12 protein-coding genes are annotated in these 16,258 nt (G+C 49.1%); 7 read left to right on the top strand and 5 right to left on the bottom strand.

The genetic code is table 11. From position 1 onward, the window contains the following. Positions 1 to 4 precede the first annotated feature (4 nt). Positions 5 to 6,454 (top strand): S-layer homology domain-containing protein, encoded by a 6,450-nt coding sequence (locus tag AC506A_RS07740; RefSeq protein ID WP_495460376.1) that lies wholly within the window; start codon positions 5 to 7, stop codon positions 6,452 to 6,454. Between the two features lie 75 nt (positions 6,455 to 6,529). Here the strand turns inward: AC506A_RS07740 and AC506A_RS07735 are convergent, their stop codons facing one another. Together AC506A_RS07735 and AC506A_RS07730 are read right to left on the bottom strand one after the other, a co-directional pair. After that, positions 6,530 to 6,808 (bottom strand): YxcD family protein, encoded by a 279-nt coding sequence (locus AC506A_RS07735; protein ID WP_495460375.1) that lies wholly within the window; start codon positions 6,806 to 6,808, stop codon positions 6,530 to 6,532. 3 nt (positions 6,809 to 6,811) lie between these two features. After that, positions 6,812 to 7,243, bottom strand: coding sequence for a hypothetical protein (locus AC506A_RS07730; protein ID WP_495460374.1), 432 nt, complete (start codon positions 7,241 to 7,243; stop codon positions 6,812 to 6,814). Positions 7,244 to 7,374: 131 nt separating this feature from the next. On the opposite strand from AC506A_RS07730, the gene AC506A_RS07725 reads away from it, so the two are divergent. After that, the gene (locus AC506A_RS07725; RefSeq protein WP_495460373.1) at positions 7,375 to 7,893 is read left to right on the top strand and encodes a DUF309 domain-containing protein; all 519 of its coding nucleotides are present in this window, start codon (positions 7,375 to 7,377) and stop codon (positions 7,891 to 7,893) included. A gap of 87 nt (positions 7,894 to 7,980) precedes the next feature. On the opposite strand, the gene AC506A_RS07720 is transcribed toward AC506A_RS07725, so the two are convergent. Together AC506A_RS07720 and AC506A_RS07715 are read right to left on the bottom strand one after the other, a co-directional pair. After that, the gene (locus AC506A_RS07720; protein WP_495460372.1) at positions 7,981 to 8,550 is read right to left on the bottom strand and encodes a beta-class carbonic anhydrase; all 570 of its coding nucleotides are present in this window, start codon (positions 8,548 to 8,550) and stop codon (positions 7,981 to 7,983) included. Positions 8,551 to 8,598: 48 nt separating this feature from the next. Continuing rightward, complete coding sequence (locus tag AC506A_RS07715; protein ID WP_495460371.1) at positions 8,599 to 8,919, bottom strand: iron-sulfur cluster biosynthesis family protein; 321 nt, start codon at positions 8,917 to 8,919, stop codon at positions 8,599 to 8,601. 117 nt (positions 8,920 to 9,036) lie between these two features. Here AC506A_RS07715 and AC506A_RS07710 point away from each other — a divergent pair, with 117 nt between their 5' ends. Continuing rightward, positions 9,037 to 10,548, top strand: coding sequence for a carboxypeptidase M32 (locus AC506A_RS07710; protein WP_495460370.1), 1,512 nt, complete (start codon positions 9,037 to 9,039; stop codon positions 10,546 to 10,548). A gap of 74 nt (positions 10,549 to 10,622) precedes the next feature. Here the strand turns inward: AC506A_RS07710 and AC506A_RS07705 are convergent, their stop codons facing one another. Next, the gene (locus AC506A_RS07705) at positions 10,623 to 11,471 is read right to left on the bottom strand and encodes a helix-turn-helix transcriptional regulator (protein WP_495460369.1); all 849 of its coding nucleotides are present in this window, start codon (positions 11,469 to 11,471) and stop codon (positions 10,623 to 10,625) included. A 135-nt stretch (positions 11,472 to 11,606) separates the two neighbouring features. Between AC506A_RS07705 and fabF the strand changes: the two genes are divergently transcribed. The 4 genes from fabF (at position 11,607) to AC506A_RS07685 (ending at position 16,236) form a co-directional block, all read left to right on the top strand. After that, on the top strand, positions 11,607 to 12,842 hold the full coding sequence (gene fabF, locus AC506A_RS07700) for a beta-ketoacyl-ACP synthase II (protein WP_495460368.1): 1,236 nt from the start codon (positions 11,607 to 11,609) through the stop codon (positions 12,840 to 12,842). A 125-nt stretch (positions 12,843 to 12,967) separates the two neighbouring features. Then, the gene (locus AC506A_RS07695) at positions 12,968 to 13,960 is read left to right on the top strand and encodes an aromatic acid exporter family protein (protein ID WP_495460367.1); all 993 of its coding nucleotides are present in this window, start codon (positions 12,968 to 12,970) and stop codon (positions 13,958 to 13,960) included. A gap of 123 nt (positions 13,961 to 14,083) precedes the next feature. Then, complete coding sequence (locus tag AC506A_RS07690; protein WP_090978422.1) at positions 14,084 to 14,638, top strand: outer spore coat protein CotE; 555 nt, start codon at positions 14,084 to 14,086, stop codon at positions 14,636 to 14,638. A 137-nt stretch (positions 14,639 to 14,775) separates the two neighbouring features. Beyond that, positions 14,776 to 16,236: a putative amidoligase domain-containing protein gene (locus AC506A_RS07685; RefSeq protein ID WP_495460366.1), complete on the top strand. Its 1,461-nt coding sequence runs from the start codon at positions 14,776 to 14,778 to the stop codon at positions 16,234 to 16,236. Positions 16,237 to 16,258: the final 22 nt, after the last annotated feature.

Genomic DNA, 16,258 nt, shown 5'->3' with positions numbered 1-16,258 from the left:
GATAATGAGCCTAATCTCCGCGGCAGGTATCGTTGCAGCAGCTGATGAAAACACGGTGCCTGAGCTGTTCGTATCTGAGATTCACCCGGATGTGGCTGGCGACGACCATTATGAGTTTTTCGAAGTGTACAATAACTCCAACAAAACGCTGCGTCTTAACGACTATACCTTCTTGTACCGTTATCCGACTAGTACACCGGATGCAACGTTTACGTTTGGCGAGAAATCGCTCGCTCCCGAGCAAGTCATGGTATTCTGGTACAATTCCACCGGTAAAACTTTGGCAGACTTTAACACGAAATATGGTGTGAACCTTGCCGATAATCAAATTGTTGAAGTTGCTGGCTTCACAGGCTTCCACAACACCAACGACCGCACGGTTGTCATCAAAAACAATCAAGGCATTGAAATTTCGAAATCAGGGTATACGGCTGCAACAGATATTGCTGCCGGTCTCGGCGACCACTTTAAGCTGCCAGTGAGTGGTACACAAACCGATAAATTTGCCATCAAATCTGCTCCAACACCAGGTACACTGGCGGCCGAGCAAATCCCATCTGTTCACTATCAATTCCCGGATATTCCTGTCAATGTGGCTCCGAATATTGACCATACCCCGGTTACACAGGGGACAAGTAGTGAAGATCTTACGATAACGGCCCAAATCACCGATGCGGATGATACACCAACCGCAGTTCTCTTTTATAAGAACAAATCGGATGCAGTGTATGCTTCTGTTCCTATGGTGAATACTTCGGGGACTGCTTTTACAGCCGTTATTCCAAAAGCAGCACTAACGAGTGCGGAACTGCAGTACTATATCGAAGCTTCCGATCCCATTCACAACATTAAAACTGTTGTAAATACGGTAGCCATCGAGCAGCAAAACTTCGATTTCAGCAAAGTACCGGTGCTGTTGATCACTGAGCTTGTCCCGGATACAACCAATGTAGACGGAGTGAATTCGGATGCCTATGAGTTTGTTGAGCTGTATAACAATACGACTCGCCCGATCTCGCTCAAGGATTACCAGCTTATTTACCGCTATACGAATTCTTCTACTGCTGACGCGGTTTGGCCTTTGCCGGATTCGGCGGTTATTCCACCGCTTAGCTCCTCCGTGTTCTGGATTATGAACGGCGTCAACACCGACCTTACCACTGCTGATTTTAATGCCAACTACAAGACTTCACTTGTAGAAAACACGAACTTATTCAAGATCGATGGCGGCGGCGGTATGTCAAACGGCGGCATGCGCAAAATCATCGTTGCTTCCAAGGCAGGTAAGGAAATTGCCGAAGCCTTCTATGAGACTGATGCCCAGACTGATGTGGATAAAGGCATTTTCTATCAATATCCAACCGATGGAACAAATCGGATGAGTCTGAAATCTGCAGCCGTGAATGCAGCAACGCCAGGTTCTGTAGAAGTGGAACTGCTTCCTGCACAACCTGCGCCTGCTGTTAATCAACTGCCTGTTATTGAGCATGTACCACCGACTTCAGGAAGTGTCGATAACGATTTAATGGTTCAAGCAACCATCGCAGACCCGGATAATCAAACACTATCAGCAGCGCTTTACTATAAAGTTGGTGCTGCTGGCGACTTCCAGTCGGTAGCCATGACATCAGGAGATAATAGTCAGTTCTCAGCGACGATTCCGAAGAGTGCATTTACCGATACGGATCTTCAATACTACATTCAGGCGTCAGATGGCGTGGATACCGTGAAGTCGAGTACATATTCGGTCTCGATCGGGCTTGGCGATGTTGATTTCAATAAATTGCCGCCGCTTATGGTGACAGAGATTGTTCCAGACTCCACGAACGTAGGGACTGGTGACGGGTATGAATTTGTTGAGATTTATAACAATACCGATCAAACGATCAATTTCAAAAATTACAAAATTCAATATCGTTACACCGATTCCGGACCGGATGCCGATGTAATCTGGCCGACAGATTCAGAGGAACTGCTAATTCCTTCGAAAAAAACGATGGTGTTCTGGGTCATTAACAGTCAGAACAAACAGACAACCGTTGCCGATTTTAATAAACTCTACGGCACAAACCTCGTTGAAGGTACCGATATCGTCAAAATGTACAGTGACGGTATGGCTAACGGCGGAAAACGCGGAATTGTCATAGCCTCCAATACGAAGACGGAAATCTCTGCTGTGTATTATGACACGGATGAAGAAACCGTTGCGAATAAAGGGATTTTCTACAAATATTCGCCTGCCGGAAGCACGCAAATGATTAAATACAGCGCTGGCAAAGAGGCTGCTACACCAGGGAAGGTCGCTGCCGTTCAAGTTCCGGTTATCGCCGTTAAACTGCCGGCAGATGCAATCGAACCGACTTTTAAAGATTTGACAGGGATTGCCGAGATTGATAAAGCGAAAAACCTGCAAATTACTGCGGAAGCACATGATGAGAACAAGGTGAAATCAGTAGCGCTCTACTATAAGAGCAACCTCGATAATGTCTATACGAAGCGGTATTTGGAAGAAAGCTTCGCGGATACGCTCTATCACTATACGATCTACTCACCGGAGTTGATTGGCCGAAATGATATCGAATATTATTATGTGATTTCGGACGGCAAGAACGAGGTAACATCGGAAAAGTATCGCGTGCAGGTAACAGGGAATTCCGATCATTCAAGCTTGCGCCTGAATGTGAAGGACGGAGAAATACTGGCTGGCACGAAGGTGCTTAAAGGTACCTCCGAGAGTGCCCCTGCTTCTGAATTGCACTTATCTGTCGATCAAACCGAGAAAATCGAAGACACCTACACAGCCGTTGAACAAGAAGCCTATTTCGCTTTTGAAGCAAACGGTGTGAACTATTACTTCAAAAACGGCGTTGCGATCGGCAAAGAAGCACTTTACATTTTCCAAGATCCAATCAATAGCTATACGACATTAACGGTGCCTATTGCAGCGGAACGCCTTAAGGCAGGCAGCAATATTATTTCGATCCGCGCGGGTACCAAAGCTTCTCCGTTTGATGATCGTGGAGAAGAGAATAAGGACGACTTTACGGTTCGGAATGTAAGACTTGTGTTTGCAGACGGCACCGAAATTTTTGACGAACGTTACAAAAACCGTGATACCGTTATCCCTATGGGGGACAGTGCAGGCAAATTCCCAGTGATGGACTTCAACTTTGACATTCCGGAGAAGCTCCTGGCTTCAAAGGCTTATGCTTTGGACACGACAAAGCTGCCTGACGGTGAGCATGCTATTACCGTTAGCCATTCGCAATTAGGCGAGAAGACTGTAAAGGTCCAAATCGACAATACCGCACCATCGATTTCTACCTCCTTGGAGGAAGGGAAATTGTACCGTGGACCGTTTACCATTGATGCATCTGTGGAAGATGCGCTGTCGGGGCTCGAAAAAGTAGAGGTATGGCTGGATGAAACACCGATCAGCCTTCCTTATGGGACTTCGTCGAAGGACTTGACTGCAGGCAATCATGTTGTCCTTATCCATGCTACGGATAAAGTCGGTAACATGGCGCAGAAAGAAGTAACCTTCTTAGTACCGGACGAGAATCCGACGAAGCCTGAACTGGTAACGCCTGCTTCCGGTTCAACGGATATAGACCGCAATCCTGTACTAACCGTTAAGGTAGCAGATCCAATGAATGACAAAATGAACGTGTCGTTCTTCAAAGGCTTCAAGTATGACGCAGCTAGTCTGGTGGATTTCCAAGGTTTCCGCAACGCGGCAGATGTTGAGCCTCCGAAAGAAATGGTTCCTGCCGGCGAAAGCGCAATGACAACAGAGGATTACGATAAGATTAGCGCGATTGACAAGCAATACTTGATCGATGATTCAACGGAACAATTCCCTTATCAGCGGTTCCAAGTCCAATTGGATGCTTCAGTAAAGGATACGGATAAGATTGAATTGAGCTGGAAAGGCAATTCCCTTGAAGGCCGTAAAGTTAGTATGTATGTATGGAGCCCGTCGGAGAAGCAATGGAAGAGCGTAGATTCCAAAATTGCGGGGGCTGAAGATTTTGCACTTGGAGCATGGGTAAATGCTGGTGATTATGCCGACAAACATTCGCTTCAGGTCATGGTACAGGATGAACTGCCGGTATCGCAGGAGAAATTTGACTTCTCCTTCGCGTGGATGTCAGATACGCAATATTACTCCGAGAGCTATCCGCATATTTATGAGGATATTGTGAACTGGATCGCAGATAACAAAGAAACGCAGAAGATCAAATACGTGATCCATACCGGGGATATCGTAGATGAGGCAGATAAAGAAATTCAATGGGAAAGAGCCGATGCGGACATGAAAGTGCTGGAGAATGCCAATGTTCCGTATGGTGTTCTAGCCGGGAACCATGACGTTGATCATCAGCTCGGTGCGTACGATTATTACTGGAAGTATTTCGGTGAAGATCGCTTCAAGGACCAGCCGACTTATGGCGGATCGCTTGATAACAACCGCGGCCATTACGATCTCATTTCCTCGAACGGCAATGATTTCATAATGGTATACATGGGCTGGGGCGTCCGCGATTCGGATATCGATTGGATGAATGAAGTGCTGGCCAAATATCCGAACCGTAAGGCGATTCTGAACTTCCATGAATTCCTGCTCGTGTCGGGCAACCGTGCCCCGATTGCAGATAAAATCTTCGAAGAAGTTGTGACCAAGAATAAGAATGTATTTGCCGTATTGTCAGGCCATTATCATAACTCGGAACTGCTTGTCGATGAGCTTGATGATGATGGTGACGGCGTGAAGGATCGTAAGGTTTACCAAATGCTATCGGATTATCAAGGCGGACCTGAAGGCGGCCAAGGCTACATCAAGCTGCTGCAATTCGACATGGCGAATGACAAAATGTACGTGAAAACGTACTCGCCATACCTCGACGATTACAACTTTTATGATCCGGTTGAATTTCCGAATAAAGACGAAGAATTCACACTGGATTTAGATTTGACGCCGCAAGTGAAGCGGGTGGCTACGGATTACATGGACGTCAATGTGTATACAGACCAGCTCATTGGCAAGGTGGATGAAGTAGCAAGCGGTGAGCAGGCCGCGGCAACTTGGAGCAACCTGGAAGCGAATAAGAAATACCAGTGGTATGCGGTAGCGGAAGATGCATTTACCGGCCAAAGTATGTCCGAAATTTGGAATTTCACAACAGGTACGGCGGGAAATAATCCACCGGTAGTACCTCCAGCTCCGCCGAACTCTGGCCCAGAGCCTGTAAAAACAGACGATGGCGTTACGGTACAAGGCGTACTGAACAATGGGAAGCTTACCGTTCCTGCCGGTACGTTTACCAAAGCGATTGATTTGATGAAAGATCAAGATGATCATACCGTTCGTATTAAGACGGAAACGGCTGTACAGACGGTCAATGCGGAGCTGCTTATCAATGAGCTGGCTGATGCATGGAAGCTTAAAGCAGATCTGACGGTATCGATTGATATTGGCGGTGCAAGCTACAGTCTGCCACTAAATGTTCTTGATTTAGCAAAATTAGCGAACGAATATGGTGCTGATGCGAAGCTTGTCATCTCGATCGCACAAGCAAGCGGCGCTGCAGCGCAGCAAGTGAAGGACTCGGCAGCTTTAACCGGCGTAACGCTGGTTGGAGCACCAGTTGAATATTCCGTATCTGTACAAGCAAACGGGAAGAGCGAGGAGATTAAGCAATTTGGCAGCACCTATATTTCTCGGACCATTGTTACTACGCAGCAGCTTGATCCAAAGACAACTACTGCGGTGTTGTACAATTCGGAGACTGGTGAATTCACCTTCGTGCCTGCAACATTCAAGACGGCAGCTGGTCATACGATTGTTACTATTCAGCGTAACGGAAACAGTATCTACGCGATTGCACAGCTCAGCAAAACGTTTAGCGACGTGAGCAAGCATTGGGCACGGGCGGATATTGAGCTTATGGCTTCCAAGTTGATTGTCAAAGGAAGCAGCGGCGATCAATTTGGACCGGAACAGGCGATTACGCGTGCAGAATTTGCTGCCATGATCGTTCGAGCGCTAGGCATGTCGGAAAACAAGGCAGCAGCGGGTTTAAGCGACGTCAGCAGTAAAGACTGGTTTGCTGGAGCAGTTGGAGCAGCGGTGAGTGCCGGTCTCGTCAAAGGCTATGAAGATGGCAGCTTTAAACCTAACGCTTCCATTAACCGTGAAGAAATGGCAGTTATCATTGCACGCGCCCTTGCGTATACGGGCAAACAGCCTAGTGGCGATGATCAACTTCTCGATGTGTTTAAAGATAAGGCAGCTATTAACAGCTGGGCGAAGCAGCCTGTAGCTCAAGCGGTTAAAGCAGGCATCATCAATGGTATGAGCAATGGGAACTTTGTTCCAGGCAACAAGGCTACTCGTGCGGAAGCGGCGGTTATGCTGAAGCGACTGCTGGAGTACGTGGATTTTATCGATTAGATATAGGTCAACCAAAGAAAACATACAAAAAGACGAACCAATTGGTACGTCTTTTTGTTGATTCCACCGTTTCACTTAGTCCTCAATATCGGCCCAGAACTCTTCATCCGCATCCAGTGTAATCTGCGAACGGAATTTTCGGAGCTGATATTGCTTTAACAAATATTGTTCTATGGCTTCCAGCAAATTCGCTTCCACCAGGTATTGACTGCGTCCTTGAACCCAAACCTCCGCAGTGTATCCGTATTCCTCATCCCATGACAGCTGTGCTTCTACATCCGTCGGAGAGACGCCTCTACGTTCTGCCATATGGAGGCAAATAGCGTTTATGATCTCATCCGTATAGATTCTCATAACTTAGTAAGGTCTCCGCTGATCGGGATGCGACGGCTTGCGGCGATTCTTGAAGTAATGGAATATACCCCTTATCGCAACAATGATAATATAGATCGCAATCACGTTAATAATTAATCCGAACATGTCGCCGAGGAATCCGAGATTGCCGAACATGCCGCCGAACAATAGACCAGCTAGTCCACCAATCATAAGCCCTTTCATAAAGCTGCCGCCGCTGAAGAAACCGCGTTTGCCTGTTGTAGCCGCCCCTGACTTCGGTGTTCCGCTTGTCCCGCTTGTGCTTTTGTTTACATTGTCAGCAGGTTTGGATGGGGTTGACGTGTAGCTCTTCTTCGGTGAAGAAATTTTGCCTCTAGGTTTAGCATCAACCGCCCCTGCGCTGAATGCGAAAAAAAGCGCGAAAGCCATCAGCAATAATATTCCCTTTTTCATTTGTAAGTCTCCTCCTGATTTGCTGCAAGAACAGCTGATATTGCCAATCAGTACAATTACGTCTAATATAATCAAAGGTTTCAGTTTTCATTCTCTTTTTGCGAATGATTTTACGGAAATGGGGGATATGGATGCAATCGAAGCAATATCCGGCGGCCTATGAGTCGTTTCTTTACGAGTTTCATGCGACACGGGATTATTTTGAATGCCATGAATTGCTTGAGGAATATTGGAAGGAGCATCCCGGCGACCCGCTAGGTTCGACCTGGGTAGGGCTCATTCAGATTGCAGTCGGCTCCTATCATCATAGACGGCATAATGATCGAGGGGCGCTCAAGATGCTGCTTCAAGCACAGTCGCGACTTAACGCGCAGCATTTGCACGATATTGGTCTTAACGGTGAGCAGGTAATTGAGATGATTGCAGCGAGAGTCGAGGCCATCGAAGGCGCGATGCCGTTCACAGATTTGAATCTGCCGATTGTTGATCCAGAATTGCACGCACGAAGTGTGATAACGGCGGAGCGGGAAGGGTACGTGTGGGGAGCGGCGAGCCGGATGGACGAAGCGCTGATTAACCGCCATACGCTTCGCGACAGAAGCGATGTCATAGCCGCACGTGCTGCATCAGCAAAGGAGAAGAAACGGTAGACTGCATATAGAAAAAGCTTAGCGATCCAATACTGCGCGTAATGCGGCAGACTTGGTCGCTAAGCTTTTTTAAGTCGTAATTCCAAACTATTCTGCAGGTTCGTAGCCGTTGACAACCAGATCCAGCTTACCTGTCTCCGGATGAATGATCAAGCCGTGCACAGGCGTTTGAGCTGGCAGCAGCGGATGATTCTTAATGATGCCAACACTGCGCTCTACGCTCTCCTGAACGTTATCAAAGCCGGTCAGCCAGCGCTCCAGGTGCATACCCGAGTTGCGAAGCGTACGGATGGTTTCGTCGGATACACCGCTGTCATGCATATGCGAGATAACCACTTCAGGATTGAGCCCTGTCATCCCGCATTCGTGATGCCCGATGACAACGACCTCATCAGCTCCCAGTTCATATACGGCAATGAGAATACTCCTCATAATGTTGCCGAATGGCTGCGTCACAATGGCGCCGGCGTTCTTAATAATCTTCGCATCGCCATTACGCAAATTAAGAGCCTTCGGCAGAAGCTCCGTAAGCCGAGTGTCCATGCAAGTGACGATGACCATCCGCTTGTCAGGGAAGCGATCCGTCAAATACTTCTCATAATCTCCATTAGCCACAAACTGTTCATTAAACGCTAGAATGTCATTGATTCTGTTCATTCGGTTTCCCTCCAACCCAAAGTAAGAAATCTCTATTTATCAATCGTCTTAAACTTTCATGAACCGCAAGTTGGCGGTATAGATCTGGCTGTCGCTCTTTAAACTGAACGAATGGCGCGCTTCATTATAATCAATTTTGAGATTAGGCTCGAAGAATACCTCATAACGAGGTTCGTACCATACGGAGTATGGAGTACCGTCGCCTAATTTATCATCGGAATGGGCTTGATCCAGCAGTTGCAAGGTCGGTACGCCGCTGACAACGCAGCCGCAGCCTTCCGTGTCGTACAGCAATTTGAGCTGTTTGCTGCCGCCTTGCATGTAAGGAGACAATTGCTCGATTGCAGAGGATGTGAAAGTAAATTGCATGTCAAAACTCCTTTCATATGAGGTCGCGCAAAGCCATGATTAGGTTGATTATACGGTTTGCAAAAAGTATGATCAAGTAGTAGCGGGTAAACGTTATGGAAAGGTGATGACAGTTTGATGACAAATAGCACAGAAGTATTGGAATTGTTCGTAGAACGGATTGGTCTTATTAAAAGTTATGAGGAGTCGCTCGGTCTTCTCTCCTGGGATTTACGTACCGGCGCGCCGCGCAAAGGAATGGATGTCCGTTCGCAATCGATCGGCAATTTGTCCGGTCAAATGTTCAAGCTTGCTACCGCTCCAGAGCTTGGCGAGTGGCTGACAGCACTGGAAGAGCCAAGTGCTTATGAGGGTTTGAATGAGGTTCATAAGCGTCTTGTGACTGAAACACGTAAGGAATATGATCGCAGCGTGAAGATTCCGCCTAAGATGTATCAGGATTATGTGGTGCTTACCTCACAAGCGGAAACCTTCTGGGAAGAAGCCAAAGCGAACAACGACTACGCGTCGTTCGAGCCCTACCTGGATAAGATCATTACATACACGAATCAATTCATCGACCTATGGGGCGTTAAAGGTACGCGCTACGATACGCTTCTGGATATGTATGAGCCGGGAATGACCACGGAAGAGCTTGACCGCGTGTTCGGAGGTCTCCGTGAGAAGCTGGTACCGTTGTCTGCTGCTATTGCCGCATCGCCGCATCAGCCGGAAACGGGTTTCTTGAAGCAGACGTACGCGAAGGACGCGCAGAAGAAATTCAGCAAATTTATTTTGGATCAAATGGGCTTTGACTTTAGCGGCGGACGACTTGACGAAAGTGCGCATCCTTTCGCAACGGGGCTTAATCCAGGCGATGTACGGATTACGACGCGTTATCTGAACGATGATGTCACAAGTGCGTTGTTTGGTACGATTCATGAAGGCGGGCATGCTTTATATGAACAAAATATTCGCCAAGACCTGATTGGTACTACGCTCTGCACAGGCACGTCGATGGGTATCCACGAATCGCAATCCCGCTTCTGGGAAAATGTGATCGGCCGCAGCTTAAACTTCTGGAGCCGTTACTACGGTGATTTGCAGGAGCATTTCCCGAATCAGCTTGAAGTGCCGATGGAAGATTTCTATCGCGCAACGAATGTCGTGCAGCCGTCTCTCATTCGGATTGAAGCAGATGAGCTGACCTACAACTTGCATATTATCATTCGTTATGAGATGGAGAAGCTGATCTTTAATGAAGGTGTGAAAGCGTCGGAGCTTCCAAAGTTATGGAATGAGAAATATAAAGAATACCTAGGCATTGAACCGCCAACGGATGCAGAAGGAGTTCTTCAGGATGTGCACTGGTCCGGCGGAGCATTCGGTTACTTCCCATCCTATTCCCTTGGCAACATGTATGCTGCCCAAATCACAGAAACACTTGAGCGCGAAATGCCGAACTTCTGGGAAAATGTCGAGAAAGGCAATCTGCATCCGATTAAAGACTGGCTGACAGATAAAGTATATCAGTACGGTAAGCTGAGAACGCCGTCCGAGTTGATCAACGACATTACGGGTAAACCGCTTGATCCGGATTACTTGGTTCGCTATTTGGAGAAGAAATACGCTGCGATCTATAAGCTGTAACAACCGGCTTAGAAGAAAGGCCGCTGCTTGCGAGAAATCGCTGGCAGCGGTCTTTTTCTATAATGGAGCGGGTGCTACTCGGCAGAATCCTTGGCCATCAGCTGCTCCAATTTCCTCTCGGTCATGGAGTCCGGTGCCGGGGTGTAGATGCTGCAGCGCAGGTCAGTTTCGCCATGCACCTGCAGGGATGTAAGCTGAAAGTGCATCTTGCCTGCCTTCGCATGACGGAATTCGATAAGCACCTCGGGAGCGGCACTTACTTGGCTTTTCTCCCATAGTGCGGCAAAGTCCGATTGTGTCTGCTTCATGCGGCTGAGGAAATGCTCATACCATTCATCATCTACGTACTGTCCGTAATAAGCGCGAAAAATAGCAAGGAAACCGCTGACGAAATGCTCCCAATTCCCGGCCAGCCTTCTAAATTCCTGTCGTTCAAACAAGAGCGCAATCATATTTCGCTCCGAGGGAGGAAGCTGCTCGAAATCCATAAAGACATGGGATGCCGCCTCGTTCCACCCGACAATCTGACAATGTCGATCCGAGATGATGGTAGGGCAGCTGCGGAGCTCTTGCAGGATACGGCGCAGCGATGGGCTGATTTTCGCTGTATCTTCCAGTACGCTGCTTGGACCTGCTCCGCTTTCGAGTGCTAAGGCATATAAATATTTTCGCTCATCGGAAGTTAGGCGCAGTGCCGTCGATATTGCTTCAAGTACGGACATGGACGCTTTAATGTCTCTTCCTTGCTCAAGCCAGGTGTACCAGGTATGACTAACGCCTGCGAGCTGTGCGACTTCTTCTCTTCGAAGGCCAGGCGTCCTTCTGCGTCCACCGGTTGGTAAGCCGACCGTTTCCGGAGAAAGCGACGTGCGCTTCGATTTGAGGAACGAGGATAGAGCCTCCAGTCTTGATCGATTGTTCAATGTCATCACTCCGTCATCAGATGATGGTTCTAGTATGGTGTTAATTATACTAGGATAAACGACAACTTGTAATAGGATAACGAATATGACAACATAGCATCACAAGTGAGATGATACTTAGGAGGTACGTATACGATGGAACGAGTCGTTGTAACCGGGATGGGAATTATTTCGCCGCTGGGGTCTGATGTTGATACCTATTGGCAGGCGTTGATACAAGGGAAATCAGGCATAAGGCCGATCGATCGGTTCGATGTTACGCGCCATAAAGCGAAGATTGCAGGTTCGGTGGTAGATTTTGATGCAGAGGAACTGTTTGGCCGTAAGGAAGCTAGAAGAATGGATCGATTCTGTCAGTTTGCTCTAGCAGCCGCAGACCAGGCCTGGGCGGATGCCGGCCTGCAGAAAGAAGAGGTTGATGCAGAACGAATTGGCGTCTATGTAGGTTCGGGAATCGGCGGGATCGAAACCCTTCTTCAACAGGATGCTATCCTGCAAGAACGCGGACCAGAGCGCGTGAGCCCTACGTTGGTGCCGATGATGATTTCAAACATGGCTGCAGCCATGATTAGTATTCGATATGGTACTCATGGTCCAACACTCTCTCCGGTAACGGCTTGTTCAATTGGCAATACAGCGATCGGTGAAGCATTCAGGCTAATCAGAAGCGGTGCTGCAGATATTGTGATTGCAGGCGGCGCAGAAGCGGCTATTACGGAAATTTCATTAGCCAGCTTTGGCAACGCGACTTCACTGTCGACGCGCAACGATGATCCGCACAAAGCCAGCAGGCCGTTCGATCAGGGGCGTGACGGCTTTGTGATGGCAGAAGGTGCGGGCATTGTCATCTTGGAATCGGAATCACATGCTAAGCGGCGCAAGGCACGGATTCATGCAGAGGTTGTCGGTTATGGAGCGAGCTCTGATGCGTATCATATGGTAGCGACACATCCGGAAGGGTATGGACCTTATCTGGCCATGAAGGCAGCGCTTCGCGAGGCAGCTGTCGATCCTGCACAAGTGGATGTTATATTCGCACATGCAACAAGCACGCAGATTGGCGATTTATCGGAGACGATTGCGATTAAGCGGGTGTTTGGAGAGAAAGCTCATCACATTCCGATTTCAGCGATAAAATCAATGACAGGTCATATGCTCGGGGCGGCAGGCGGCGCACAAGCGATTGCTTTAATGAAGAGTCTTCAGGAAGGCATGATCCCGGCGACGATCAATCAGGAGAATCAAGATCCAGATTGCGATTTGGATTATGTACCGAATATGGCAAGGAAGGCTGACCTGAAAATTGGTGTAAGTAATTCGTTTGGTTTTGGCGGACATAATGCCGTAGTTGTGTTCAAGTCGTATAGTTGACTCGCATCTTACGGGAGCGGTACGATAGTGTCAAAATAAAGCTGGGGCTCTCTCGTCGACATTCATGCTAGGAGTTGCGTGAGGCGTAGACTGTCAGTTATAGGCTATCGGGCTAAGGAGCAACTATGGGAATCCGCGTTATCAAAACGGCTATAGCGGCGCTTGCCGCGCTTTATACGGCACATTATCTCGGTCTGGACCCGCCTTTGTCTGCGGGCTTGCTCGCCATTCTCGGCGTAGAAGTCACCCGAATGAAAGGCTTAAGAAGCGCCTTCGACCGATTTATGGCCTCTGTGCTCGGTTTGTTCTTTGCTTCATTATTATTTATGCTGCTCGGGTTCCACCTCTGGACGATCTCGATCTTCGTATTGCTTGCTTTCCCTATATTGTCTCGATTTCATCTGAAAGACGGGATCGTGACGAGTGCCGTCATCGTCTTTCACATCTATGCGAAGGAAGAAGTTACGACGGCCTTGATCGGCAACGAAATTATGCTGCTGCTAACCGGTTTAGGCTGGGCAACCGTCATTAATTTGATCTATATGCCGAAGGAAGAGCATAAGCTAGTTGAACTTCGGCATGTGACGGAAGAGAAGTTCGGACGGATCTTTCAAACGATGGCAGCGACGCTGCGCTCGCCGTCCCTCGTATGGAATGGAGAAGAGCTGCTCGAAGCGGGGCAGGCGATTGAGGAAGGAATCCGGCGTTCGGAGATCGCCCGCGAGAATCGGGTATGGGGGCAAGGCAGTGTGTACAGCCGCTATTGGCCGAATTATTTTGACATGCGTCAGCAGCAGCTGGACTCCATCAGTTTGATGTTAACGCAATTGGCGCTGGTCTATGAATCATTGCCGCAGGGCGAGCTTGTCGCAGAGCTGTTCGAGCATTTGGCAGACGATGTGAAGTCTGAGGTGTACGAGGGAAAAGTCGATGAGATGCGATTGAAGCTGGAATCCCGCTTCCCTTCGATGCCGCTTCCCGTAACCCGTGATGAGTTTGAAATGCGTGCGGCACTGTTGCATGTGGTGCATGAGCTCCGGCGCTATCTCTCCATCGCAAAAAGGCTCAAAAAACAGAAAAACAGCCTGAAGGCTGCCGCGCGCGAAGCAAACGTTTAATGGAATTCTGCTAATAATATGAATTAGCCTATAAAATTTGTACATGTCAAAAAGAAATAGTCACCCTAGACGAATGTCCTGCATACACTTTAATTGAATGATTGTATGGAGGAGGTTAGATCGATGGCTTATGCAGATAAACAGCTTAAGGCTAGAGAAATTATTACCAAAGCTGTCTGCGGCAAAGGTCGTAAGTTTTCCACAGTAACTCATAACGTTACGCCGCCTCATCACCCAACTAGCATCTTGGGCGCTTGGATTATTAATCACCAATATGAGGCGGTCCGTTCCGGAGACGGGATCGAAGTTATCGGTACTTACGATGTCAACATCTGGTATTCTTACAACAAAAACTCGCAGACTGACGTAGCGAAAGAAACATTATCCTACGTCGAGCATGTGCCGCTCTCCTATCTCGATCCGAAGCACCGGGCTTCGACCGAGGAAGTATCTGCGGAGTCAACGCAAGAGCCTAATTGCATTGAAGCGAACATTTCGTCCAGCGGGAACAGCGTCGTTATTCGCGTGGAGCGCGAATTTGCGGTCGTTCTGGTTGCTGAAACGAAGGTGTGGGTAGCTACTTTGCCGGGTGGTTCAGATGACGGCAAAGATTACGATTACGGTGATGATGGTGACTTTGAAGATTTGGATCCGGAGCTGCTCGACGACGAACTGTAATTTTCACGGGTTACAGTTAAGTTAGTGTATCGTATGCGAGAGCGGGGAAAGATTCGAGGGCGAGAGCCCTCTTTTTTTTCGATAAATATCGGAATACGCGTGTTTGCTGCAAAAGAGAGCGATCGGAGTTGGCGGCGATGGCTGGCATGGTGTGGTTGAGCAGTGGAGCGGAATTCGTCCCTTTCGGCGGTAACATGGAAAGGGCAGGTTGGGATGGCGGCCCTGATGCCGAAGATGCCATCCTTGTAGGTCGTAACGGGATAGGCTTGACCGCGCGGTGGCTCGACATGGCCAAGCAGCCGCTTGTCATCAATGCCGGTGCTGCGGCTTATTCGGTCTGGGCAGAGGAAGAGGTCCACAGGAGGCTCGTTCGGGCAGGTGCTGCACTGTGGCGAGAAGACCGAGGAGAGCGCCGAATCGCGAGTTATGAGGTCTCGTTGTTTCAGCTTCTTCCGATTGCCGTAGAACGGAAACGAAAGCGAATAAGCGGCCAAGCCGATGTGCTGCTAGGTGATGAGAACAAGGAGATTCAACCGGAGGACGCGCGTTACAAGCCATTCGTACGTTTAGCAGTTCGTGCGCTCTATGCTTGCGGATTAGATAACGGGATTGTCGAGCTTGCCGAGGGAGAGCAAGGACGATGTTATGTATCTCGTATCACGCTTCCATCGTTAGCTGACTATCGCCATGATAGGTGGCTGGAAGCGGTGCTGCGGCTTCAGGGGGAGCTTAGTGAAAGCAGCCGTGAAGGAAGCACGAGTACGTCCATTCTAGTTGGAGCAGATCCTGAATTTCTGCTGCTGGATAGCGGGGGCAAGGTGGTGTCCGCTGCGCGGTATCTTGAAGGCGGGCATGGCGCAGGCTGTGATGCCGTTGTGGTGCGAGGGCAGATTAGATATCCAATCGCCGAGCTGCGTCCGGCGCCTGCCGCTGCGCCGGATGAACTTGCGCGGAACATCCGCAAGCTGCTGCAGCAAGCCTCGCAACGTATCCCAAGCGAGCCGCCATTGCGCTGGGCGGCTGGAGGGATGCCGGCTGCAGGATTTGCGCTGGGCGGCCACATCCATTTGAGCGGTGTTCCATTGACGGGGAAACTGTTGCGCTTGCTGGATAGCTATGTAGCATTTCCGCTTGCCTTGATCGAGTCCCCTCCAGAGCAGTCGCGCCGCCCGAAATACGGCTTTCTTGGTGATTTCCGGCTTCAACCGCATGGCGGCTTCGAGTATCGGACGCTTCCGAGCTGGCTTGTGTCGCCGCTTGCTGCGAAGGCTGCTTTTGCACTGGCACTCCTATGCGCGCGTGAATCAAACACACTCACCTACTGTCCAGCGGAAGAAGAAAGGTATGTTGCCGCCTATTACGCAGGTGATAGCGACGGACTTCGCGGCTGTCTGGATCAGTTGGCTTCATCGATGGCCTCAACGAGTGCTTATCGTGAATTGGAGCAATGGATCGAACCGCTGCTCGTTGCGATTCGTGAGGGGAAGACATGGGACACAGGAGTGGATCTGCGCACGAAGTGGCGGATTCCGCTCGGAAGCGGAGAGGACAGACGGCTTGGAAATCAGGCGAACCGCTCGGTGCCGGCACTTGAGTAGCGTGAGGCACGGATTGTAACGA

The organism is Paenibacillus sp. N22P23 (genome assembly GCF_059383735.1).
Note: the sequence above shows the minus strand (reverse complement) of the source record. Positions and strands in the feature narration are given on the sequence as shown.